Here is a 24437-nt window from a genome sequence, read left to right on the forward strand (position 1 = left end):
ATGACCATGACCGAACAGCTGAACGCCCTGAGTTCAATCCTGGCTCAGAATGGTCTGCACAGCCTGTTCCAACCGATCATCTCGCTGTCCGAACGACGGATCATCGGCTATGAGGCGCTCAGCCGCGGCCCTTCCAACAGTCCGCTGCACTCGCCCATCAACCTGTTCGCCGTGGCCCGTCAGGCCGGTCGCCTCAGCGAGCTGGAAATGCTTTGCCGCCTCAGTGCCTGCCGCCGCTTCAGCGAACAGAAGTTGCCGGGCAAACTCTTTCTCAACGTCTCGCCGGAATCCTTGCTGGAGCCGACTCACCAGCCCGGGCGCACGCTGAAGTTGTTGCAGGACTTCGGCATCGACCCGAGCAATGTGGTGATCGAACTCACCGAGCAGACCCCGACCGACGATTTCCAACTGCTGCAAAACGCCTTGCATCACTATCGCGCCATGGGCTTCTCCATCGCCCTGGACGACCTGGGGGCCGGCTATTCGAGCTTGCGCCTGTGGTCGGAGCTGCGCCCGGACTATGTGAAGATCGACCGGCACTTTATCGACGGTATCCACCAGGACGGGCTCAAGCGCGAGTTCGTCGGCTCGATCCTGCAAATCGCCAAGGCCTCCCGGGCCCTGGTGATTGCCGAAGGCATCGAGCTGCCGGAGGAGCTGGCGGTGCTGACCGAGATGGGTGTCGACCTGGTCCAGGGCTACCTGCTCTGCCGGCCCCAGGAACAGCCGCCACAGGAAGCACGCACGCTGTTGCCCAAGCTCGAGGCCACCTCGTTGGCCCTCAACGAAGAGGCCGGCGACCTCGGCGCCCTGCTCAGCGTACAACCGGCGGTGGCCCTGAAGACCTCGACGGCGGACGTGCTGGAAGCCTTCCGCCGCCAGGCCAACCTCAACTCGCTGGCGGTGCTCGATGAGCACAATCACCCGTGCGGCATCGTGCACCGCCATTCGCTCTCGGAGGCCCTGCTCAAGCCCTTCGCCACCGAGCTGTTCGCGCGCAAGCCGATCAGCCGGCTGATGAGCAATGACTTCCTGGCGGTGGAGTCGAGCCAGTCCTTGCAGCAGGTCAGCCGCTTGCTCACCAGCCGCGCCCGGCAGCGTATCGAGGAGGATTTCATCATCACCCAGAACGGCCAGTACCTGGGCCTGGGGCGGGTCATCGATGTGTTGAAACTGATTACCGAACTGAAGATCCAGCAGGCCCGCTATGCCAATCCGCTGACCCTGTTGCCGGGCAATGTGCCGATCCAGCAATGCCTGACCCGGTTGCTGCAACAGGCGCGGGAGTCGGTGATCTGCTATGTGGATATCGACAGTTTCAAGCCATTCAACGATATCTATGGCTATGGGCGCGGGGATGAGGTGTTGCTGTGCCTGGCGCAGTGCCTGAACGATCGCGTCGATCCGAGCAGGGATTTCGTCGGACATATCGGCGGCGACGACTTTCTGCTAGTGCTGAGCGAGGAGGATTGGCGCAAGCGTCTGAATCAGTTGCTGGAGGACTTCCAGAACCAGTGTCGGCGCTTTTACCGCGCCGAGCACCTGGAGGCCGGCCGCTTTATCGCCTCGAACCGCCAGGGCCAGCGGCAGGAGTTTCCGTTGTTGTCATTGTCCATCGGCGTGGTGCATCTGAAACCCGAATCCTGCGTTTCACTGGATGCCGCGCAGTTGGCCGAGCTGGCCTCGCAAGCCAAACATCACGCGAAGAATGTGCCGGGGTACAGCATTCATGTGATCGACAGCCAGGCAATTACCGCCGCCACGCCTGACAGCGCCCTGCCCGTCTCGGGCGCGGACGCTGCGCCGACCTGGGCCAAGTCCTAGTCGCCGACGCCGATACCTGTAGGAGCTGGCTTGCCAGCGATGAGGCCGGTAAGTCTTGTCTCGATCTTGCGGACGCCATCGCCGGCAAGCCGGCTCCTACAACAAGGTTATGCGGTGTTTTCAAGATCCCATTCCAGCACTGAGACCTCTCAGGCCTCGGCCGACTCAGGGTAATCGTACTCGAACACCCGCACCACTTCCGAGGCATGCCAGGACGCCGCGGCCACGCCGTCGGACGGGCCGGAAAAACGCCCCAGGCGCTCGACACACTCGAAGAAACCGGTACGCGGTAAACGGCTCGCACCCTGGCTGATCACCAGTGAACTGCGCAGCGGCTGTTCGGCCTTGGCATCCAGGGCCGCCAAATGCTCCAGCGCCGCCGTCAAGGTCTGCATGGCCGGGCTGGGCAACTGCAAACGCTCCAGCAAGGCACGATAAGTCAATAGATGACGCTGGCGACGCGCCTGGTCAAGCTCACCCAGCAGCCCATCCCAGTGCTGACGACTGATGCGCACGCTCACGATGCTTCCCTCCAACCCGCCACACCCAATTCCCAGGCCAGGCTGCGACGAATCGCAGCGTCGGGCTCACGCTCACCGCTTTCGATCAGCCCCAAGTACGACGGACTGATCCCCACCGTACGTGCCAGGGCCTCCAGCGCCAGGCCCTTGGCCTCGCGCAGACTGCGCAACTGCTCGAACGCCGGCAAGGCCGCGGCCGGCGGCGGCGGACTGACAGAGGGGGATTGAGGAGGAGGCTGGCTGCTCAAACCGGCAGCCTTGAGTAACGCTTGATACTGAGCCCAAGGCAGAACCGCATATTCCGGTTCTCCGTCACGTGTAATTATTTGAAGATCCATCACCACACCCCGTAGGACTTTTACACATAGCGAGTCGGCGCTTTCCTTGTAGCTTAATCTTAACAGCCACCAAGGTCGCTAGGGTGTGTGTTCTTCAAGGGAATGGATCGAGATCAATCCTTTTCGTGACGTTGCAGTTGCAACTGCTCGGGTGTGTCCGGCAAATGCTCGATCGCCCGCAGTTGTTCCGGCGCCTGGCGTTCGAGCCAACTGCGGAAAGCCGTCAGTTCCTGATCCAGGGTATTCATCACCCAGGCCAGTACCGCGATGTCGTCGAGCATGCCGAACACCGGGATAAAATCGGGGATGGCATCGATCGGACTGAGGAAGTACATCAAGCCCGCCACCACGGTGATCATCGACTTGACGCTGATGGCCCGGTACTCGCCGCGCCAGTAGGCCAGGCACAGGACCTGCAACAGCTTCAGGTCCTCCCTGAGCTTGCCCAGCCGGCCGCCTTGATGGGCGCTTTTACTGGCCACGGCGAACAACAGGGTGGGCAGACGGCCGCGCAGCAACACACGTTGGGCCAGGGGCAGGAAGCGCGTGAAATTCCAGGGTGCTTTCATCATCACTCCAATCGACAGCGACGCCAGGTTATCCACACAAATTGTGGATAACCTTGTGAACAGAGCCACTTTTCGACGCTGAAAGCCCCGCGTTACAAGGGCCCAGCTCAGATCGGGCGTTTTTTACTCACTGAAAAAAAGCCATTATTTCATTGACTTGGCATCAGTCTACGATTAGGCCGGTTAGCTGAGTATTAAGACTATACCGACCTATAGATGTTCGTTTTCTTACAGCCCGCAACACCCAGAAACGACAACGCCCCGATCACGGGGCGTTGTCATCAGCGCGCGCCTTACTTGGCGGCGTCTGCCTTGGCTGGATCCTTGATGGCCAGCAGTTCCAGGTCGAAGACCAGCACCGAGTTGGCCGGGATCGCCGGGCTTGGGCTTTGTGCGCCGTAAGCCAGGTCGCTTGGGATGTACAGCTTGTACTTCTCGCCGACGTGCATCAGTTGCAGGCCTTCGACCCAACCCGGAATCACACCGCTGACCGGCAGGTCGATCGGGCTGCCACGCTCCACGGAGCTGTCGAAGGTGGTGCCATTGGTCAGTTTGCCGGTGTAGTGAACGGTCACCACGTCGGTCGGCTTGGGCTGAGGACCGTCGGCTTTTTTAACGATTTCATACTGCAGGCCCGAAGCGGTCGTCACGACACCCGGCTTCTTGGCGTTTTCTTCGAGGAATTTCTTGCCGGCAGCCGCCGACTCTTCGCTCAACTTGGCCATGCGCTCTTCAGCGCGTTTCTGCAGGGCAGCAAAGGCTTCGACCAGTTCGTCGTCCTTGAGCTTCTGCGGCTTTTTGCCGACGGCATCTTCGATACCCTGGGCCACGGCCTTGGAGTCCAGGTCGTCCATACCTTCCTGAGCCAGGCTCTTGCCCATGTTCAGACCGATACCGTAGGAAGCTTTTTGCGCCGGGGTTTTCAGCTCTACGCTGGAATGCGAGTCGCAACCCGCGAGTACCAGGCCTACCAGGGCCACCGCCGCCGCCAACCGATGCTGTTTCATGCTATTTCCTTGTTCATGCGCCTAAAGGGCAATCGTATAAAGCCGCGAGCTTATCAGGCCGCCACGACCAATGGCTACCGGCATGAGAGGGGCAAACAGCCAATAAGTTCAGGTGTTTGCGGCATTTTACAAAACCCTGACAGTCTGCTTACGTCTGCACGGACACGACCGGAGCACCACGAGCCAGTAGTCACGGCCATCATGGCTACTTGATGCCAGGCAACCGCTCAGGCATAAGAAGGAAACGACTCGACAAGGAGGGTTATCTTGCGCATTTTTTACCGTGTATTACTGGCAGCATTTCTTCTGCTTTGCCTCGGCATCGCGGTGATCCTGTACTACGTCATCAATCCAAAATTGCCGACTTACGTACCGGCCCAGGTGCGCTATCTGGAGCAATGGAGCGAGGCCGACCGCCAGACCTATTACTACACACCGCAGGGGACCCAGGTCAAAGGCCTGCGTTATGAGTGGTTCACGGCCCTGGAGTTACCGTTTTCCGAACAACGCTTTGCCGAGCCCGCGTATCTGGCGCGCTTCGGCTTTCTGACCGATCCAAGGCAGCCGGCCAGCGCGAACAACCCCGGCAATCTACCGGTGGGTTTCGCCCGTCATCAGAATCCCGGCAGCAACGAGCAGTACCTGGACATCACCTGTGCCGCCTGCCATACCGGTGAGTTGCGCTATAAAGGCCAGGCGCTGCGGATCGACGGCGGCTCGGCCCAGCATGTGCTGCCCTCCAGCGTCCCGACGGTGCGCGGTGGCAGTTTCGGTCAGGCCATGGTGGCAAGCCTGGCCGCCACCTATTACAACCCCTGGAAGTTCAAGCGTTTTGCCCACAAGGTCCTCGGCGATAACTATGACGCCCAGTACGAGCAGTTGCGCGGGGACTTCAAGCAGTCGCTGGAGATCTTCCTGAAGACGGCCTGGAACGACACCCATCGCGGCCTCTATCCGACCCAGGAAGGTCCGGGCCGCACCGACGCCTTCGGCCGCATCGCCAACGCCAGCTTCGGCGATGCCATTTCCGAAAAGAACTACCGCATCGCCAATGCCCCCGTGGATTACCCACAACTCTGGGATATCTGGACCTTCGACTGGGTGCAGTGGACCGCCTCGGCCCAGCAACCCATGGCGCGCAATATCGGCGAAGCGCTGGGGGTCGGCGCGACCCTGAACTTCTTCGACAGCAACAGCCAGCCGCTACAAGGCGCGGATCGCTACCCTTCCGGCGTACGGGTGCGTGACCTGCAACGCATCGAGGAAACCCTCAAACGCCTGCAGCCGCCCCACTGGCCGGAGGATCTGTTCGGCAAGGTCGACCTGCCGTTGGCCGCCAAAGGGCGCGGGCTGTTCGCGGAAAACTGCGCCGGCTGCCATGTGCCGCCGGTGACCATGGAAAACGGGCGCCCGGTGAAACATCTGGTTTCCATTCCGCTCGCGACGATTGGCACCGACCCGAACACCGCCAACAACATCGCCGACAATCGTTACGACCTGAGTGCGCTGCAATGGAACCCGGCCGAGTTGGCGAAGCTGCCGGTGCATCTACACCCGACGCCCGATGCGCCGCTGGACATGACGCAACTGTCGGTGGCCAAGGGCCTGGCCTACGTCACCGCCTTCGTCGAAGAGCGCGCCTATCGTGAAGCCAAGGTCACGCCTGAAGAACGCCCGGCGATGGATGGTTTCGGCCTGCCCATCGGCGTACTCGAACAACGCGCCTACAAGGCCCGGCCGCTGGCCGGCGTGTGGGCCACCCCGCCGTTCCTGCACAACGGCTCGGTGCCATCGCTGTACCAACTGCTCTCGCCCCAGGATGAGCGCGCCAGCAGCTTCTATCGCGGTACCTTCGAATACGATCCGCGTCATCTGGGCTATCGCCCGGAAGCCTTCCCCGATGGTTTCCTGTATGACACCCGGATCAGCGGCAACCACAACAGTGGCCACGAATTCCGTGCCGGCAAGCGTGGCAATGGTGTGATCGGTCGTTTGCTGCAGCCCGAGGAACGCTGGGCCCTGCTCGAATACCTGAAAGTACTGGGCGGCCCGCTGGAGTCGCAACTGCCATGACCCCTCCCCTTCGCGTTCACCTTAAAAGGATGTCTACATGCTGACCCGACTCTGGCTGCGCCTCGGCGCCTTTCTGGGCAAGAGCCTGTTGATCCTGATCGGCCTCGGCCTGGTCGCCTGGGCTCTGGCCAGCGGCTGGTACGCCTGGCGCCACAGTGGCCCGGTGTCCGCCGAGGAACAGATTCCAGCCGACGAATCGGCCATGACCCAGGACATCATCCAGACCGCCGTGCGGATCGTCGACCAGCACCGCGAGGGCACGCGCTACCTGCGTGATGCCCATGCCAAGGCCCATGGTTGCGTGAAGGCCGAAGTCCAGGTGCCTGCCGACCTGAGCAGTGAGTTGCGCCAGGGTGTCTTTGCCGAACCGGGCAAGACCTGGCAGGCGCTGATACGCCTGTCCAACGGCAACGCGTATCCGCAGTTCGACAGTATTCGCGATGCCCGTGGCATGGCGCTGAAGTTGCTCGATGTACCGGGCAAGCAACTGCTACCGGGACAGCAGGGGCGCAATGAGCAGGATTTCGTGATGTTCAGCCACCCGAACTTTTTCGTCAGTGACGTTGCCGAGTACCAGCAGAACATCGGGGCCCAGGCGGACGGCAAGCAGGTGCTGGCGTTTTTCCCGAGTTGGAATCCGACCCGTTGGCAGGTGCGCCATCTGTTTATTGCCCTGGCGACCTTGGCGCCGGCGCCGATCAGTCCGACGCAGACCACTTACTTCTCGGTCTCGCCGTACAAGTTCGGCAATGACAACGCCAAGTTCCGCGTGGCTCCCGATCCGCAGAGTTGCCCGGAATATGCCTTGCCGAAGCAGAATGAGGACCTGCCGAACTTCCTCCGCGGCGCCCTCGGCCAACAGTTATCCACAGACCGCGTCCCGGCCTGTTTTGTCTTGCAGATCCAGCGGCAGAACGCCCATCTGTATATGCCGATCGAAGACACCAGCATCGAGTGGAAGGAGAGCGATGCGCCGTTCCAGACCGTGGCGCGGATTCGGATTCCGGCCCAGGATTTCGATACGCTGGAGCAAAACATCGCCTGTGACAACCAGTCGTTCAGCCCCTGGCACGGATTGGAGGCGCACCGGCCGATTGGGGGAATCAACCGGTTGCGCAAGGCGGTGTATGACGCGGTCAGCGATTACCGGCATAGCCGCAACGCCGAGCAATAGCGTCAAAGCCTGAGTCTTGTGGCGTCCACTCGGGCGCCATCGCCGGCAAGCCGGCTCCCACAGTGGTCCGCATCGAACACAAATCTTGGGGACGACAAAAAACCTGTAGGAGCCGGCTTGCCGGCGATAGCGATGTGAGATTCACCACCGCCATCACTGGCACGGCTCAATAAACCCCAGACGACAAAAAGCCCGCACAAGGCGGGCTTTCTGTGATGACCTGGCGTTCAGCGGTCCAGATCATTTGAAGATGGCGCAGCGGACGGGACTCGAACCCGCGACCCCCGGCGTGACAGGCCGGTATTCTAACCGACTGAACTACCGCTGCGCGTAGCGTTGAAGCGAAATGGTGGGTGATGACGGGATCGAACCGCCGACCCTCTGCTTGTAAGGCAGATGCTCTCCCAGCTGAGCTAATCACCCTTTCGTTTCGGTGCGGGCGCATTATGCCACAAAAAATTCATAACGCACTGATTTAAATAATCTTTTTTCAGCGCATCGATTTCTCGAACAGCCGCACAGCAAAAAGCCCGCACAAGGCGGGCTTTCTGTGATGACCTGGCGTTCAGTGGTCCAGATCATCGAATATGGCGCAGCGGACGGGACTCGAACCCGCGACCCCCGGCGTGACAGGCCGGTATTCTAACCGACTGAACTACCGCTGCGCGTCGGTTGGAAGCTCCTTGCGGAACATCCGCATCTCTTGCGAGAAGCTCAACGATTGGTGGGTGATGACGGGATCGAACCGCCGACCCTCTGCTTGTAAGGCAGATGCTCTCCCAGCTGAGCTAATCACCCTTTGCTTCGTTGAGGCCGCGAAATTTACGCAGATAGCGGACCTAAGTCAATAGCCTGCTTGAAGTTTTTCATAAAAAGACCGATTCGTGTCACAGCCAAGGCCATCAAGCCCTGCTCTCTGTAGGAGCGAGCTTGCTCGCGATGGTAGCCCAAACACTGCGGGCTAGCAGACTTCCCGCGTTATCGTTGACGTCCATCGCGAGCACGCTCGCTCCTAGCGGTAGACCATCTTGCGGCTCATGCCGCCGTCGACCACAAATTCCTGGCCGGTGACAAACCCCGCACTCCTCGACAACAGCCACGCCACCAGCGCCGCCACATCCTCGACCGTCCCGACCCGGCCTGCCGGATGCTGGGCATGATCGGCGTCGCTCAACGGCTCGGCCCGACGCCGCGAAGGATCACGCGCATCGATCCAGCCCGGGCTGACCGCATTGACGCGAATCTCCGGGCCGAGGCTGATGGCCAGGGCATGGGTCAGGGCCAACAGGCCACCCTTGCTCGCGGCATAGGCTTCGCTGTCGGGCTCCGACTGTGCCGCACGGGTAGAGGCCAGGTTGACGATCGCACCGCAGTGGGCACGCAGATAAGGCGCACAGTGCTTGGCCAGCAACATCGGCCCACTGAGATTGACCGCCAGCACACGATTCCAGTGCGCCAGGTCGAGGCTTTCCAGGGTGATGTTGTGCGGATCGGCAATCGCCGCGTTGCACACCAGGGCATCGATCCGGCCGAAACGCCCCAGTACTTCGGCGACCCCCTGGATCACCTGGGCTTCGTCAGCCACGTCCATGCCAATGAAACGGGCATTCTCACCCAGGACCCGGGCGACCTTGGCGCCACGACCACGATCGAGATCGGTGAGCACCACCTGCCAGCCTTCACTGATCAACCAGGCCGCAATCCCCAGGCCGATGCCGCGCGCCGCGCCCGTGACCAGGGCGACGCGGCCGTTGTTGGCAACGGCCGCGTCCAGGGACCACTCGATCACAAGGCCGCCAACCCGCGGGCCAGGTCGGCTTGCAGGTCGGCTACATCTTCAAGGCCGACGGCGACACGGATCAGGCTGTCGCGAATCCCCGCGGCTTCACGCTCCTGCGGCGCCAGACGGCCGTGGGAGGTGGTGCTCGGGTGAGTGATGGTGGTCTTGCTGTCCCCCAGGTTGGCGGTGATCGAGATCAGTCGAGTGGCGTCGATAAAGCGCCAGGCGCCCTCTTTACCGCCCTTGACCTCGAAACTCACCACCGCACCGAAGCCGCGTTGCTGACGCTGGGCGAGTTCGTGCTGTGGATGGCTCTTGAGACCGGCGTAATGGACCTTCTCGATGCCGTCCTGCTGCTCCAGCCACTCGGCCAAAGCCTGGGCATTGGCACAGTGGGCGCGCATACGCAGGTTCAGAGTTTCCAGGCCCTTGAGGAAGATCCAGGCGTTGAACGGGCTGAGGGTCGGCCCGGCGGTGCGCAGGAAACCGACGACTTCCTTCATCTGCTCGCCACGCCCGGCGACCACGCCACCCATGCAACGGCCCTGGCCGTCGATAAACTTGGTCGCCGAATGCACGACGATGTCCGCGCCCAGCTTCAACGGCTGTTGCAGGGCCGGCGTGCAGAAGCAGTTGTCGACCACCAGCATCGCCCCCTTGGCGTGGGCGATTTCGGCCAAGGCGGCGATGTCCACCAGCTCGGCCAACGGATTGGACGGCGACTCGACGAACAGCAGCCTGGTATTCGGCCGGATCGCCGCGTCCCAGCCGGACAGCTCGGCCAATGGCACGTAGTCGACTTCAACGCCGAAGCGCTTGAAGTACTTCTCGAACAAACTGATGGTGGAGCCGAACACACTGCGCGAGACCAACACATGGTCGCCAGCACTGCACAGGCTCATGACCACGGCCATGATGGCGGCCATGCCGGTGGCGGTGGCAACTGCTTGCTCAGCCCCTTCCAGGGCCGCGATACGCTCTTCGAACGAACGCACGGTGGGGTTGGTGTAGCGCGAATAGACGTTGCCCGGCACTTCCCCGGCGAAACGCGCCGCCGCATCGGCAGCGGTGCGGAACACGTAGCTGGAAGTGAAGAACATCGGGTCGCCGTGCTCGCCTTCCGGCGTGCGGTGCTGACCGGCACGGACGGCCAGGGTGTCGAAGGCCACGCCTTCGAGATCGCTGTCCAGCCGACCGGCATCCCATTCCTGACTCATGCTGCCACTCCTTGTTCGATTTTTTGGAGGATACAAAACCGCCGGGGGGGCGATGAGGTCCTGTAGGAGCTGGCTTGCCAGCGATAGCGGTGCTGAATCCTGCATCGCCATCGCCGGCAAGCCGGCTCCTACACGGGTTGCAGTGTTATCAGGAGCGCATTCCAACCCCGGAGCTGGCTTTCACTCAGTTGTTGTACAGGTCGATGATCGCACTGACCGCCTGGGTCTTGACCTTGGACGCATCGTTACGCGCCTGCTCGATCTTGGCCAGGTAATGCTCGTCGATGTCGCCGGTGACGTACTTGCCGTCAAACACCGCGCAATCGAAATTTTCGATCTTGACCTTGCCGCCACCGACGGCCTCGATCAGGTCCGGCAGGTCCTGGTAGATCAGCCAGTCGGCGCCGATCAGATCAGCCACATCCTGGGTTGTGCGGTTGTGCGCGATCAATTCGTGGGCACTCGGCATATCGATGCCGTAGACGTTCGGATAACGCACCGCCGGGGCCGCCGAGCAGAAGTAGACGTTCTTCGCGCCGGCTTCGCGGGCCATCTGGATGATCTGCTTGCAGGTGGTGCCGCGAACGATGGAGTCGTCCACCAGCATGACGTTCTTGCCACGGAATTCAAGCTCGATGGCATTGAGCTTCTGGCGCACGGATTTCTTCCGCGCGGCCTGGCCCGGCATGATGAAGGTCCGACCGATATAGCGGTTCTTCACAAAGCCTTCGCGGAACTTCACGCCCAGATGGTTCGCCAGTTCCAGGGCCGAGGTACGGCTGGTGTCCGGGATCGGGATGACCACGTCGATGTCGTGCTGCGGACGCTCGCGCAGGATCTTCTCCGCCAGCTTCTCGCCCATGCGCAGACGCGCCTTGTACACCGACACGCCGTCGATGATCGAGTCCGGACGCGCCAGGTAGACGTGTTCGAAGATGCACGGGGTCAGCGACGGGTTGGTCGCGCACTGACGGGTGTGCAGCTTGCCGTCTTCGGTGATGTAGACCGCTTCGCCCGGTGCCAGGTCGCGGATCAGGGTGAAGCCGAGTACGTCCAGGGACACGCTCTCGGAGGCGATCATGTATTCGACGCCTTCGTCGGTGTGACGCTGACCGAACACGATCGGACGGATGCCATGGGGGTCGCGGAAACCGACGATACCGTAGCCGGTCACCATCGCCACCACCGCATAGCCGCCAACGCAACGGTTGTGCACGTCAGTCACTGCGGCGAACACATCCTCTTCGGTCGGTTGCAGCTTGCCGCGCTGGGCCAACTCGTGGGCGAACACGTTGAGCAACACTTCCGAGTCGGAGTTGGTGTTGACGTGGCGCAGATCGGACTCGTAGATTTCCTTGGCCAACTGTTCGACGTTGGTCAGGTTGCCGTTGTGCGCCAGGGTGATGCCATACGGCGAGTTGACATAAAACGGCTGAGCTTCAGCCGAGGTCGAGCTGCCGGCTGTCGGGTAGCGCACGTGGCCGATACCCATGTGTCCGACCAGGCGCTGCATGTGCCGCTGATGGAATACATCGCGGACCAGGCCGTTGTCCTTGCGCAGGAATAACCGGCCGTCATGGCTGGTCACGATACCGGCAGCGTCCTGGCCGCGGTGCTGGAGCACGGTTAGCGCGTCATACAGCGCCTGATTGACGTTCGACTTACCGACGATACCGACGATGCCACACATGCGACGCAACCCCTACTTAATGAATCTGAACTGAACAGCCCTTACTGAGGCGTTTTGGCCGGCAAGAGATGTTCCTTGAACGGAAGGTCAGCGGGTACGCTGATTCCGCTGGCTAGCCACTGACTGCTCCACCCCAGGATGAGGTTCTTGGACCAGTCGGCGACCAATAGAAATTTTGGCACGAGCTGCGAGCTGCGCCACCACGAATCCTGCTGGACCGGCCCCAGGCTCAGCAGCCCGACGGCCACCACCACCAGCAGCGCGCCACGCGCGGCGCCGAAGGCCATGCCGAGGAAGCGATCGGTCCCGGACAGGCCGGTGACGCGAACCAGTTCGCCGATAAGGTAGTTGATCATGGCACCCACCAGCAGGGTGGCAACGAACATGATTGCACAGCCCGCGATCACGCGCGCCGAAGGTGTCTGGATATAGTCGGTCAGGTACACGGACAACGAGCCACCGAACATCCAGGCGACCGCGCCGGCAATGATCCAGGTGAGCAGGGACAGGGCTTCCTTGACGAAACCACGGCTCAAGCTGATCAACGCAGAAACGACGATTATCGCAATAATCGCCCAGTCAACCCAGGTAAATGGCACAGTGCAGCCTACAGACGGATAAGGCGGCGCATTTTAGCAGAGCGCCGCCCCACTGGTAAGGCGATTGTCAGAGCATTTCGATACAAAGCCGCGGACTTAACCGCGTTCTGGTTGGAAACGCACGACAAAACCCTTCAGATTCTGCTGACGGCCCAGCAGATCACGCAGCCGATCGGCCTCGGCACGCTCGATCAGCGGACCGACAAAGACCCGGTTCTTGCCATCGGAAGAACGGATATAGGCGTTGTAGCCCTGGCTGCGCAGGGTCTTTTGCAGGCTTTCGGCACTGTCGCGACTGGACAAGCTGGCCAACTGCACCGACCAACTGATCGGCAGGCCGTTGGGATCCACGCGATTTTGCGTGGTATCGAGCTTGGACGGCGCCACCGCGACCACCTGGGCCGGCGTTTGCGTCGGTGCCGGAGCTGGCTTGGCGACAGCAGCGGGGGCAGGCGCGGGCTTGGCCACCGCGACTGGAGCGACGGACTTGGCTGCCGGTGCTGGTGCGACAGGCACCGGGGTCTCCTCGTCATCGCCCGGAACCGGTTCCTGGGGCAATGCCTGTGGCTCGGGAACCGGCACCGGCTCGACCTTGACCTGCGGTAACGCCGAGAGCTGGGGAGCCGTCGGTGCCTCGACGCGAACCTGGCGCTGCTCGTCCTGGCGGGAAAACAGCATCGGCAGGAAGATCACCGCCAACGCCACCAGCACCAGCGCGCCGACCATCCGTTGCTTGTACGCTTTATCCAGCATTGCCATTGGCAGCCTCCTCCGTGGCGCGCCGGGCCAGCCACTCCAGCGCCTCGGCAACACAAAAAAACGATCCGAACAACAGAATCTCGTCATCGGCCGTGGCCTGGGCACATTGCCCCTCCAGCGCAGCGGCGACACTCTCGTAAACGTTCAGCGACGCACCACGGGCCGCCAAGGCGGCCTGCAGGTCAATGGCCGGGCGACTGCGCGGAGTCTGCAACGGCGTCACCGCCCAATGCTGGACATGTCGCTCAAGCGGTGCAACCACACCCTCAAGGTCCTTGTCCGACAACAGCCCGAACACCGCCAGGCGCCGCCCCTTCAGGGGACTGCGCGCCAGACGCTCGGCCAGGTATTCCGCGGCATGGGGATTATGCCCCACGTCCAGCATCAGGCTGAGGGACTTGCCTTGCCAGGTCAGCTTACGCCGATCCAGCCGACCGACCATACGGGTGTCTTGCAGCGCCTGGGCAATCCGCTCCGGCTGCCAGGGCAGATCCATCAGCAGGTAGGCCTGCAGGGCCAGGGCGGCGTTTTCCATGGGCAGGTCAAGCAGCGGCAAATCGCGCAGCTCGACGACCTGGCCCTGACGATCAACGCCACGCCACTGCCAGTTTGCATCGGTCAGGCCGAGATCGAAATCCCGACCGCGCAGGAAGAACGGGCTGCCCAGCTCGCGGGCCTTGTCCAGCAGCGGTTGCGGCGGGCTCAGGTCACCACACAGCGCAGGCGCGCCCGGACGGAAGATCCCGGCCTTTTCGAAGGCCACCGACTCACGGGTGTTACCCAGGTAGTCAGCATGATCCACACCGATGCTGGTCACCAGCGCCAGGTCGGCATCGACCACGTTGACCGTGTCCAGGCGTCCGCCCAGGCCGACTTCCAGCACCACCACATCCAGGCCCGAGCGCTCGAACAGCCAGAGCGCGGCCAGAGTGCCCATCTCGAAATAGGTCAGGGAAGTCTCGCCACGTCCGGCGTCAAGCGCAGCGAAGGCCGCGCACAGCTGCGCGTCCGTCGCCTCGACCCCGTTGATCTGCACACGCTCGTTGTAGCGCAGCAGGTGCGGCGAGCTATAGACGCCGACCTTGAGCCCCTGCGCTTGCAGCAACGAAGCGACAAAGGCGCAGGTCGAACCCTTGCCATTGGTCCCGGTCACGGTCACTACCCGAGGCGCCGGCTTGCCCAGCCCCATGCGGTTCGCTACCTCTTGCGAGCGCTCCAGCCCCATGTCGATAGCCGATGGGTGCAATTGCTCCAGGTAGGCGAGCCACTCGCCCAGGGTACGTTCGGTCATAGGCTTGCAGGCACCGGCGGGACAATGACAGGCTCAACAGGCAGGGCGATGTACTCGGGCGTCGGCAGGCCCATCATCTGGGCGAGCAAATTGCCCAGGCGTGGACGCAGCTCCTGGCGGGCAATGATCATGTCGATGGCACCGTGTTCCAGCAGGAACTCGCTGCGCTGGAAGCCTTCCGGCAGCTTCTCGCGCACGGTCTGCTCGATCACGCGCGGGCCGGCGAAGCCGATCAACGCCTTGGGTTCGCCGACGATCACATCGCCAAGCATCGCCAGACTCGCGGAAACACCGCCGTAGACCGGGTCGGTCAACACCGAGATGAACGGCAGGCCTTCTTCACGCAAGCGCGCCAGCACGGCCGAAGTCTTGGCCATCTGCATCAGGGAAATCAGCGCTTCCTGCATCCGCGCACCACCGGAAGCGGCGAAGCAGATCATCGGGCAACGGTTTTCCAGGGCGTAGTTGGCGGCACGTACGAAACGCTCGCCGACGATGGCCCCCATGGAGCCACCCATGAACGAGAATTCAAAGGCGGAAACCACCACCGGCATACCCAGCAGGGTGCCGCTCATGGAGACCAGGGCGTCTTTTTCGCCGGTCTGCTTCTGGGCCGCGCTCAGGCGGTCCTTGTACTTCTTGCCGTCACGGAACTTCAGGCGGTCCACCGGCTCCAGGTCCGCACCCAGCTCGACGCGGCCTTCGGCGTCGAGGAAGATATCGATACGGGCACGGGCGCCAATGCGCATGTGGTGGTTGCACTTGGGGCAGACGTCCAGGGTCTTTTCCAGCTCCGGACGATAGAGCACCGCATCGCACGATGGGCACTTGTGCCACAGACCTTCAGGCACCGAGCTTTTCTTCACCTCGGAACGCATGATCGAAGGGATCAGTTTGTCTACTAACCAGTTGCTCATGCTTTCTTTCTCCAATTCGTTTTCGGCCCGTCGGACAACCGGGCCCGCCTGTTTTCTGCGGCGGTATGCATGGACGGCGGCAGGCTGCCAGCCGTCACATTGGCGCCGCGCAACCGCGTACGGCCCGCATGAACGCCTCGATCTTTGTACGATCCTTGATGCCCTTGCCCTGCTCCACCCCGCCGCTGACATCCACGGCATAGGGTTTGACCCGGGCGATGGCCTCGGCCACGTTGTCGGCGGTCAAGCCGCCGGCGAGAATGATCGGCTTGCCCAGGCCCGGTGGTACCAGAGACCAGTCGAATGCCGCGCCAGTTCCCCCGGGAACTCCTTCCACATAGGTATCGAGGAGAATCCCGCTGGCACTCGGGTAAGCCGCGCAGGCCGCGGCGATATCATCACCAGCCTTGACCCGCAACGCCTTGATATAGGGACGGTGATAACCTTCGCATTGCTCGCGGGTTTCATCGCCATGGAACTGCAACAGGTCTAGCGGCACCGCATCGAGGATCTCCCCCAACTCGCAGCGGCTGGCATTGACGAACAGGCCGACGGTGGTCACGAAGGGTGGCAAGGCGGCAATAATCGCCCGCGCCTGCTGGATCGTCACCGCCCGCGGGCTTTTGGCGTAAAACACCAAGCCAATGGCGTCGGCCCCGGCGTCGACGGCGGCCAACGCATCTTCAATGCGGGTAATCCCGCAGATTTTGCTGCGAACGGCGGACATGTCGTAAACAACCCCAGGTGTTTTCCGAGAAAGTCCCGGATGGTAACAAATGCTTTTCCAGGCGTCAGCCGTCAAGTTCCGAGAAGCCGGTGAGAAAGTGCGGCCCGATGTAACGCTGCGGCAGCGCGAACTCGTCGCGGTACTCCACCTGCACCAGATACAGGCCGAATGGATGCGCGGTGACGCCGCCGGTGCGCCTGACCCGACTTTCCAGGACATCCCTGGCCCACTCCACCGGCCGCTCGCCGGCACCGATGGTCATCAGCACCCCGGCGATATTGCGCACCATGTGATGCAGGAAGGCCCCGGCTCGGATATCGATGACGATCATCTTGCCGTGGCGGGTGACCCGCAGGTGGTGCACTTCCTTGATCGGTGACTTGGCCTGGCACTGGCCGGCACGGAACGCACTGAAGTCATGGGTGCCGATCAGGTGGCGGGCGGCCTCGGCCATGCGCTCGACATCCAGCGGGCGGTGGTTCCAGGTGATCTCCTGGTTCAAATGGGCCGGACGGATCTGGTCGTTGTAGATCACGTAGCGATATCGCCGGGCGATCGCCTTGAAACGCGCATGGAAATGCGCCGGCATCACCTGTGCCCAACTGACGCTGACGTCATGGGGCAGATTGATATTGGCGCCCATGACCCAGGCCTTCAGCGAGCGTTCGGCGCGGGTATCGAAGTGCACCACCTGGCCACAGGCATGCACGCCGGCATCGGTGCGCCCGGCGCACATCAGCGAAACCGGCGAGTCCGCCACTTTCGACAAAGCTTCTTCCAGGGTCTGCTGCACCGTCAGCACACCGGACGCCTGACGCTGCCAGCCGCAATAGCGGGAACCTTTGTACTCGACGCCCAGGGCGATCCTGAAAAAGCCATCGGCCGCCATTTCGGCGGCCGGGTTATCTATATTTGCCAAGAACTCACAGCCTGCTGGTTGACGCAAAGGCGGGCATTATAAGGCCAGCCAGCCGAGACGCCATGCGCAAGGGACTTTTAGTTCACCCCACGGGCGGATATTCTCTGACTGACCGGTTATCGCTATATAGAAAAGTAAATAACGACAACCTCTCTACCGAGACCTGATGAATGAACGCGATCCACAAGGAAGCCGTCGGCCAGGCCTATAGCCTGGAAGGCATGCTGCACGCCCGCCACATGACCTGGCAGACCGTCGAGGAAATGGCCCGTCGCATCAAGCCCGGCATGCGTGAATCCGAGGCCCTGGGCTGGGTGCTGAACCTGGAGATCAAGGGCCATCGGGTCAGCGATTTCCCCATGCGATCTACCGGGCTGGCGACCTGGGTAATTTCGAGGCGTGCCCAAATGTCGGGCTGTGGATCCTGGAAATCCAGATCGCCCACCCGACCCGACCGTTCGGCGCTTTTTACGAGGACCTGCTGGCCTGAAGCGCCCCCTGTAGGCGCCGGCTTGCCGGCGATAAGGCCGGCGAGTCTTGCATTGACCTTACGGACGCCATCGCCGGCAAGCCAGCTCCCACAACGACCGCGTTGAGCACAAACAAAAACGACAGCCCTGGGGCTGCCGTTTTTTGTTGAGGCGTCGATCAAGCCAGACGCTTGAGCATCTCCCGCGCTTCGGCTTTCTGCGCTTCACTGCCTTCGCTCAGCACTTCGGCGAGGATATCCCGCGCACCGTCGCTGTCGTCCATGTCCATGTAAGCCTGGGCCAGGTCGAGCTTGGTGGCCGCTTCGTCGGTACCCGACAGGAAGTCGAACGACTCGTCCTCGGGCAATTCGTCAGCCGCCAGGCTTGGCGTCGCCAGTGGCGGCTGCTCCAGGCTCTGGGACAGACGATCCAGCTCGGCATTGACGTCATCCAGTTCGTCAGTGAAGGCATTCGGGCCGGAGTGTGCCTCCAATTCGTCCGCCAGCGCCAGATCGAAATCCGCCGGCAGGTCCAGATCGTCCAGGCCGCCCGCGCCCAAGGTCGGGACCTCGGCATCGGAGTCCTTCAGGTCTTCGGTCAGGCTCAACAGGAAGTCCTCGTCCGCCGAAGTCGACAGCGGTGCTTCCCCATCCAGGTCCAGATCGAAATCCGACAGATCGTCAAGGACCGGCTTGGCCGGTGCCTGCTGTTCCAGGACCGACTCGAAACTCAAATCGTCATCCAGGGTCGGCGTGGCCCCGGCCTGCTGCCCCAGAATCGACTCGAAACTCAGGTCGTCGTCCAGTTGCAGGTCATCCAGCTCCACCTTGGTCAGCTCAACCACCGTCGGCGAGACCGCTTCGAGATCATCCAGGCTCAGGTCGAAATCGCTGTCGAAGAGATCATCCGCCGCCACCACGGGTGCCGGCGCCGCAACCGGAGCGGGCACGGGTGCTGGCACTGGAGCTGGAGCTGGAGCTGGAGCCGGCGGTTCATCGGCCAGCAACTCCTTGACATAGTCCTCGCTCAACTCAGCCGCTACGGCCGCCGCCCCGAGACCCGCCACCGCGGCAACGGCGATCATCGACGGAAAGCGACTCTTGAGCTGCTCGACCTCGGCCAGGTGCTGACCGGCAGGCAACTGCCGCTCCTGGGCGATGAAGGCATCACGATCGCCCTGCTGGCCGTAGACTTCCATCAGTTTCAGGCGCACATCGGTACGCTGCGGCTCGTACTTCACCGCTTCTTCGAGCAAGCCGGCCGCCTGATTCAGGTGACCGCGCTGGATATGCAGGTTAGCCTGGTCCAGTACATCGGTAGGACGCTCAGCGGCCGGGACCGGGGCCGGAGCGGGTGCCAGCTTTACGCTGGGCGGAGGGACCTCCAGACCCTCGAAACTGCTTTCAGGCATATCCAGCTCTTCGGAAAAGCCGCTTTCCTCGTTTAACGCCCGGGCCATACGCAGGTGCTTTTCCGCTTCCAGCTTGGCCTTGCGGCGACGCGCCAGGAACAGCAGGAGCAGGAGGAACACCAGCACCACGGAACCGGCCAACAGCCCCATCAGGATCGGACTGGCCAGAAGATCATCGAGCTTGCGCTCTTGCACGGCGGTGTCAGGCTGGATCGGCGTTGCAACCGGTGGCTTGGCCGCATCGGCGGCCGGCGCCACCACAGGCGCGGCAGGTACTGCCTCCGGCTTGGCGGCGAGCTGGGCCGACATGGCATTGGCCGGTTGCCCGGCCGCTGGCGCGGCAGTCGAGCCTTCGGCCTGCAGCTTGGCCAACTGGTCGTTCTTCAGCTGAATCAGGCGCTGCAATTTGTCCAGCTGGCTTTGCAGGTCTTCCATCCGGCTTTTCAGTTCGGCGTTGTCGCGACGAGTACTGTCCAGGCTTTCCTGGGTCACCGCCAGCTTGTTGTTCAAGGCCTTGTTGTCACCAGCGGCGCCTTTGCCGTGTTTCTTCCCGGACTCGGCGGAGACCAGGCTCAAATTATCCTTGCCAGCGGCCTTGGCCGGCCCCCCCTCGGCGCCCTTGTGCCGAGTGGCATCGATCTGTTGCTTGCCAGCATGCACCGAGCGCCGTCCCGCACGCCAGGCGGCATTCTGCGCGGCCACTTCGGCAATCGCCTTGGGCTGCGCCAACGCGCGGCTTTCGACGCGATCAGGCAGGCGCAGCACCTGGCCGGTCTTCAGGCGGTTGATGTTGCCGTCAAGGAAAGCCCCCGGATTCAACGCCTGGATCGCCAGCATGGTCTGCTGCACGGAAGCGCCGTTGCTCTCCTTCAAGGCGATGTCCCACAAGGTGTCCTTGGGGCCGGTGGTGTATTGCTTGGCCTTGGTCGGCGCGGTGACCGGCGCGACAGGCGTGGCCGGCGCATTTGCGGCAGCGGCGGCGGGCTTGGCGGCATCGGCGGACGGCGTGTATTTCGACGGATCGAGCAGCACGCTGTAGTCGCGCATCAGCCGACCGTTGGGCCACTGCACCTGCACCAGGAAGCGCACATAGGCTTCGGACAGCGGCTTGCTCGAGGTGACCCGCACCACGCTGCGACCGCTGGGGTTGATCACCGGTGTGAAGGTCAGGTCGTTGAGAAAGTCCTGGCGACTGACCCCGGCGTCGGCGAAGGCCTGGGGCGAGGCAAGGCTCGGAACGATATCCGAGGCGCTGAGGCCACTGACATCCTGCAATTCGATTTCCGCCAGCAACGGCTGGTTCAGAGTTGACTTGAGGGTCACTTCCCCAAGCCCAAGCGCGTGTGCCATACCGGAAGACAGCGCCGAAGCGGCCGCTATTGCTAACACCAGTTTGCGAACTTGAACCATAGCCTCTTCCTTTGTTTGTGCATTCCTCGGCTAGCGAGAAGGTGGTGTCGCCCGCCTTGCGGCAGTGTGCGCGCCCTTGAAATCATCGCCGCAGCGCGCGGTTTCAGCCGACGCCCTTGCAAATGCCCGAGGACAGGTTCACCTCCAGCAACCAGCCTGAGCATAGCGTCAGGCTAGAATCATTCTGCAAATTGCCGCCAAGTATCTTTTACAGCAGGTCTTTTATCAACAGCTCTGCCAGTTGCACAGCGTTCAATGCCGCACCTTTGCGCACATTGTCGGCTGTCAGCCACAGATTCAGCTCGCACGGGTCGTCCACACCGCGACGCACCCGTCCGACATAAACCACATCCTGCCCCACCGCGTCACCCACCGCCGTCGGGTAGTCGCCCGCTTCTACCAGCTCGATCCCCTGCGCCGCATCCAGCGTAGCGTTCACAGCGGCCAGATCAACTTCGGTGGCGGTTTGCAGAGAGACACTATAGCTATCGCCGAAAAACACCGGGGCTTGAATGCAAGTCACTGAAATTTTTAACAAAGGTGCCGCGAGCAACTCACGTAGTTCACTGACCAGGCGTTTTTCCAGCGACACATGCCCCTGGGCATCCGGCTTACCGACCTGGGCCAACAGGTTAAAGGCCATCTGCCGGTCGAAAAAGCGCGGCTCCAGCGGGCGAACATTCAGCAACTCCGCCGTTTGTCGGGCCAGTTCGGTCACCGCCTCGCGCCCCTGGCTCGATACCGCCAGGCAAGCGGTCAGCGTGACCCGCTGGATGTCCAGGCCCTTGAGCGGCGCCAGCACCACCGCCAATGCAGTGGCCGCGGCGCTGGGGCTGCTGACCTGTACCGGCTTGCCCAGGGTCGCCAGCACCTCGGGATTGGCCTCCGGCACCACATGGGGCACGGGCAAGGCACCGGACAGGTCGATCACCGTGCAACCCGCCGCCGTCGCGCGCGGGGCAAAGCTGATGGTCACCGCGGGACCGGCGGCGAAGAACACCAGCTGGACTTTGCCGAAGTCGAATTCGTCGACTTCGCGCACCCGCACGTTCTTGCCCCGAAATGGCACCGAGTGCCCCGCCGACTCGCTACTGGCCAGCAGGTGCAGGTTGGCCACCGGGAAATCGCGCTCTTCGAGGATCTGCACCAGTGTCTCGCCGACGGTGCCGGTGGCGCCGATCACGGCAATATCAAAGGACTGGCTCATGGGATGACCTCAGGCGGAACGGGGGGGGAGCGGCACTTTACCCGTGACGCGGCGGTCAGGCAATTTATCGCCGTTTGCTCCACTGAAGGCCGCCCTCCCCCCCTAATGTGGGAGCGGAGCTTGCCCGCGAAGCTTTCAGCGATCTCAAGGCCCTCTTCGCGGGCAAGCTCCGCTCCCACAAAGTAATCCGGCAACTCTCTGAAAACCAAAAAAAAAACCGCGAATCTGACGAGACGCGGGTTTTTTCAAAGTCTCAGCGGATCAACGCTCCAGCAGGATACGCAGCATGCGCCGCAACGGCTCGGCCGCCCCCCACAGCAGTTGGTCGCCCACGGTGAAGGCACCGAGGAACTGCGAACCCATGTTCAGCTTGCGCAGACGGCCCACCGGGATATTCAGCGTGCCGGTGACCTTGGTCGGACTCAGTTCCTGCATGCTGATCTCTTTCTGGTTCGGCACCAGCTTGACCCAGGGGTTGTGCTGGCTGATCAGCCCTTCGATATCGGCGATCGGCACGTCCTTGTTCAGCTTGATGGTCAGCGCCTGGCTGTGGCAACGCATGGCGCCAATGCGCACGCAGATACCGTCCACCGGGATCGGGCTCTTGAAGCGACCGAGGATCTTGTTGGTCTCGGCCTGGGCCTTCCACTCTTCCCGGCTCTGGCCGTTCGGCAATTCCTTGTCGATCCACGGGATCAGGCTGCCGGCCAGCGGCACGCCGAAGTTCTCGGTCGGGTAGGCATCGCTGCGCATGGCTTCGGCGACACGGCGGTCGATGTCAAGGATGGCACTGGCAGGGTCGGCCAGTTGATCGGCGACAGCGGCGTGGGTCGCGCCCATTTGCTTGATCAACTCGCGCATGTTCTGCGCGCCGGCACCCGAGGCCGCCTGATAGGTCATGGCGCTCATCCATTCCACCAGGCCAGCCTCGAACAGGCCACCCAGGCCCATCAGCATCAGACTGACGGTGCAGTTGCCGCCGATGTAGTTCTTGGTCCCGGCGTCCAGCTGCTGGTCGATGACCTTGCGGTTGACCGGATCGAGGACGATCACCGCGTCATCCTGCATACGCAGGCTGGAAGCAGCATCGATCCAGTAACCCTGCCAGCCGGCTTCGCGCAGCTTGGGGAAAACCTCGCTGGTGTAGTCGCCGCCCTGGCAGGTCAGGATCACGTCGAGGGTCTTGAGCTCTTCAATGCTGTAGGCGTCCTTCAGCGGAGCAATATCCTTGCCCACGGACGGGCCTTGGCCACCAACATTGGAAGTGGTGAAAAACACCGGCTCAATCAGGTCGAAATCTTGCTCTTCCAGCATCCGCTGCATGAGCACGGAACCGACCATACCGCGCCAACCGATCAGACCTACACGTTTCATCGCAACTACACCTTTTACAAAAGTGGGTCACCGCCTCCAGGGATGGAAGAGGCGGTGGGCCCGAGAGATTACAGATTCCGCAGCGCGGCGACTACTGCGTCGCCCATTTCCTGCGTACCGACTTTAGTGCAACCGGCCGACCAGATGTCGCCGGTGCGCAAGCCCTGGTCCAGCACACGGCTGACCGCGGTCTCGATCGCCTGCGCCGCGTCGTGCAGATTGAAGCTGTAACGCAGCATCATCGACACCGACAGGATCGTCGCCAGCGGGTTGGCGATGCCCTGCCCGGCAATGTCCGGCGCAGAGCCGTGGCACGGCTCGTACATGCCTTTGTTGTTGGCATCCAGCGAGGCCGACGGCAGCATGCCGATGGAGCCGGTGAGCATCGAGGCTTCGTCGGAGAGGATATCGCCGAACATATTGTCGGTGACGATCACGTCGAACTGCTTCGGCGCCCGCACCAGTTGCATGGCGGCGTTGTCAACGTACATGTGGCTCAGCTCGATGTCCGGGTAATCCAGGGCGACCTGCTCAACCACTTCACGCCACAACTGGCTGGAGGCCAGGACGTTGGCCTTGTCCACCGAGCAGAGCTTCTTGCCGCGGACCCGCGCCATGTCGAAGCCGACCCGGGCAATGCGACGGATCTCGCTTTCGCTGTACGGCAGGGTATCGTAGGACTGGCGCTCGCCATTTTCCAACTCGCGGGTGCCACGCGGCGCGCCGAAGTAGATGCCGCCGGTCAGTTCGCGGACGATCAGGATATCCAGGCCGGCGACAATTTCCGGCTTCAGGCTGGAAGCGTCGGCCAGTTGCGGGTAGAGGATCGCCGGACGCAGGTTGCCGAACAGGCCCAGTTGCGCGCGGATTTTCAGCAGGCCACGCTCAGGACGGATATCCCGCTCGATCTTGTCCCACTTCGGCCCACCGACAGCGCCCAGCAGCACGGCATCGGCGGCGCGGGCGCGGTCCAGGGTCTCGTCAGCCAGGGGCACGCCGTGCTTGTCAATGGCCGCGCCACCGATCACGTCGTGGCTCAGCTCGAAACCGAGGCTGTACTTGTCGTTGGCCAGTTCCAGCACCTTGACCGCCTCGGCCATGATTTCCGGACCAATACCATCGCCTGGAAGAATCAGAATCTGCTTGCTCATGCTTTCCTC

General features: G+C 62.3%; 20 protein-coding genes, 4 tRNA genes and 1 pseudogene. 4 read left to right on the forward strand and 21 right to left on the reverse strand.

Annotation, left to right across the window (positions count from 1 at the left end):
* Entirely contained in the window at positions 1-1824 is a 1824-nt protein-coding gene (locus AC07VG_RS19385; RefSeq protein WP_495021707.1) for a bifunctional diguanylate cyclase/phosphodiesterase, read from the forward strand.
* 149 nt (positions 1825-1973) lie between these two features.
* Here the strand turns inward: AC07VG_RS19385 and AC07VG_RS19390 are convergent, their stop codons facing one another.
* The 4 genes from AC07VG_RS19390 to bamJ all read right to left on the reverse strand — a co-directional run bounded on the left by AC07VG_RS19390 (position 1974) and on the right by bamJ (position 4259).
* Entirely contained in the window at positions 1974-2345 is a 372-nt protein-coding gene (locus AC07VG_RS19390) for a hypothetical protein (RefSeq protein WP_040065236.1), read from the reverse strand.
* Positions 2342-2683 carry a helix-turn-helix domain-containing protein gene (locus AC07VG_RS19395; RefSeq protein WP_495004076.1) on the reverse strand — a complete coding sequence of 114 codons (342 nt, stop codon included), beginning with the start codon at positions 2681-2683 and terminating at the stop codon, positions 2342-2344. Before AC07VG_RS19395 ends, AC07VG_RS19390 begins: the two co-directional genes overlap by 4 nt.
* A 113-nt stretch (positions 2684-2796) precedes the next feature.
* Positions 2797-3252: a YkvA family protein gene (locus AC07VG_RS19400; RefSeq protein ID WP_218225263.1), complete on the reverse strand. Its 456-nt coding sequence runs from the start codon at positions 3250-3252 to the stop codon at positions 2797-2799.
* Between the two features lie 293 nt (positions 3253-3545).
* Complete coding sequence (gene bamJ / locus AC07VG_RS19405; protein WP_495004075.1) at positions 3546-4259, reverse strand: BamJ family beta-barrel-assembly machinery protein; 714 nt, start codon at positions 4257-4259, stop codon at positions 3546-3548.
* A gap of 267 nt (positions 4260-4526) precedes the next feature.
* Between bamJ and AC07VG_RS19410 the strand changes: the two genes are divergently transcribed.
* Together AC07VG_RS19410 and AC07VG_RS19415 are read left to right on the forward strand one after the other, a co-directional pair.
* On the forward strand, positions 4527-6332 hold the full coding sequence (locus AC07VG_RS19410; RefSeq protein ID WP_495004074.1) for a di-heme-cytochrome C peroxidase: 1806 nt from the start codon (positions 4527-4529) through the stop codon (positions 6330-6332).
* Between the two features lie 37 nt (positions 6333-6369).
* Positions 6370-7506 (forward strand): catalase family protein, encoded by a 1137-nt coding sequence (locus AC07VG_RS19415; protein ID WP_495021708.1) that lies wholly within the window; start codon positions 6370-6372, stop codon positions 7504-7506.
* Positions 7507-7757: 251 nt separating this feature from the next.
* Here the strand turns inward: AC07VG_RS19415 and AC07VG_RS19420 are convergent.
* The 13 genes from AC07VG_RS19420 to truA form a co-directional block, all read right to left on the reverse strand.
* Positions 7758-7834 (reverse strand) — tRNA-Asp (locus AC07VG_RS19420).
* Positions 7835-7853: 19 nt separating this feature from the next.
* Positions 7854-7929, reverse strand: a tRNA-Val gene (locus AC07VG_RS19425).
* 165 nt (positions 7930-8094) lie between these two features.
* Positions 8095-8171, reverse strand: a tRNA-Asp gene (locus tag AC07VG_RS19430).
* A gap of 57 nt (positions 8172-8228) precedes the next feature.
* Positions 8229-8304 (reverse strand) — tRNA-Val (locus AC07VG_RS19435).
* Positions 8305-8518: 214 nt separating this feature from the next.
* Positions 8519-9280 carry an SDR family oxidoreductase gene (locus AC07VG_RS19440; RefSeq protein WP_495004775.1) on the reverse strand — a complete coding sequence of 254 codons (762 nt, stop codon included), beginning with the start codon at positions 9278-9280 and terminating at the stop codon, positions 8519-8521.
* 11 nt (positions 9281-9291) lie between these two features.
* Positions 9292-10503, reverse strand: a complete 1212-nt coding sequence (locus AC07VG_RS19445) for an O-succinylhomoserine sulfhydrylase (protein ID WP_495004757.1) — start codon at positions 10501-10503, stop codon at positions 9292-9294.
* Positions 10504-10687: 184 nt separating this feature from the next.
* Positions 10688-12193 carry an amidophosphoribosyltransferase gene (purF, locus tag AC07VG_RS19450; RefSeq protein WP_495004758.1) on the reverse strand — a complete coding sequence of 502 codons (1506 nt, stop codon included), beginning with the start codon at positions 12191-12193 and terminating at the stop codon, positions 10688-10690.
* Between the two features lie 41 nt (positions 12194-12234).
* A complete protein-coding gene (locus tag AC07VG_RS19455) occupies positions 12235-12792 on the reverse strand; it encodes a CvpA family protein (protein ID WP_495004759.1) in 558 nt (185 codons plus the stop codon).
* Between the two features lie 96 nt (positions 12793-12888).
* Complete coding sequence (locus tag AC07VG_RS19460) at positions 12889-13551, reverse strand: SPOR domain-containing protein (RefSeq protein WP_495004760.1); 663 nt, start codon at positions 13549-13551, stop codon at positions 12889-12891.
* Positions 13535-14842 (reverse strand): bifunctional tetrahydrofolate synthase/dihydrofolate synthase, encoded by a 1308-nt coding sequence (folC, locus tag AC07VG_RS19465; protein ID WP_495004761.1) that lies wholly within the window; start codon positions 14840-14842, stop codon positions 13535-13537. Before folC ends, AC07VG_RS19460 begins: the two co-directional genes overlap by 17 nt.
* Positions 14839-15759 (reverse strand): acetyl-CoA carboxylase, carboxyltransferase subunit beta, encoded by a 921-nt coding sequence (gene accD, locus AC07VG_RS19470; protein ID WP_495004762.1) that lies wholly within the window; start codon positions 15757-15759, stop codon positions 14839-14841. Before accD ends, folC begins: the two co-directional genes overlap by 4 nt.
* A 94-nt stretch (positions 15760-15853) precedes the next feature.
* Complete coding sequence (locus tag AC07VG_RS19475; RefSeq protein WP_495004763.1) at positions 15854-16486, reverse strand: phosphoribosylanthranilate isomerase; 633 nt, start codon at positions 16484-16486, stop codon at positions 15854-15856.
* Between the two features lie 64 nt (positions 16487-16550).
* Complete coding sequence (gene truA, locus AC07VG_RS19480; protein WP_495004776.1) at positions 16551-17375, reverse strand: tRNA pseudouridine(38-40) synthase TruA; 825 nt, start codon at positions 17373-17375, stop codon at positions 16551-16553.
* Between the two features lie 200 nt (positions 17376-17575).
* Here truA and AC07VG_RS19485 point away from each other — a divergent pair.
* Positions 17576-17895: pseudogene (locus AC07VG_RS19485) on the forward strand (hypothetical protein).
* Between the two features lie 158 nt (positions 17896-18053).
* Here the strand turns inward: AC07VG_RS19485 and AC07VG_RS19490 are convergent.
* The 4 genes from AC07VG_RS19490 to leuB all read right to left on the reverse strand — a co-directional run bounded on the left by AC07VG_RS19490 (position 18054) and on the right by leuB (position 24428).
* A complete protein-coding gene (locus AC07VG_RS19490; RefSeq protein WP_495021709.1) occupies positions 18054-20696 on the reverse strand; it encodes a motility hub landmark protein FimV in 2643 nt (880 codons plus the stop codon).
* 208 nt (positions 20697-20904) lie between these two features.
* Entirely contained in the window at positions 20905-21903 is a 999-nt protein-coding gene (locus tag AC07VG_RS19495; protein WP_495021710.1) for an aspartate-semialdehyde dehydrogenase, read from the reverse strand.
* A gap of 261 nt (positions 21904-22164) precedes the next feature.
* Positions 22165-23277 carry an aspartate-semialdehyde dehydrogenase gene (gene asd / locus AC07VG_RS19500; protein WP_121138644.1) on the reverse strand — a complete coding sequence of 371 codons (1113 nt, stop codon included), beginning with the start codon at positions 23275-23277 and terminating at the stop codon, positions 22165-22167.
* A gap of 68 nt (positions 23278-23345) precedes the next feature.
* A complete protein-coding gene (leuB, locus tag AC07VG_RS19505) occupies positions 23346-24428 on the reverse strand; it encodes a 3-isopropylmalate dehydrogenase (RefSeq protein WP_495004766.1) in 1083 nt (360 codons plus the stop codon).
* Between the last annotated feature and the right edge of the window lie 9 nt (positions 24429-24437).

Source organism: Pseudomonas sp. GW821-FHT03C07 (assembly GCF_059420925.1).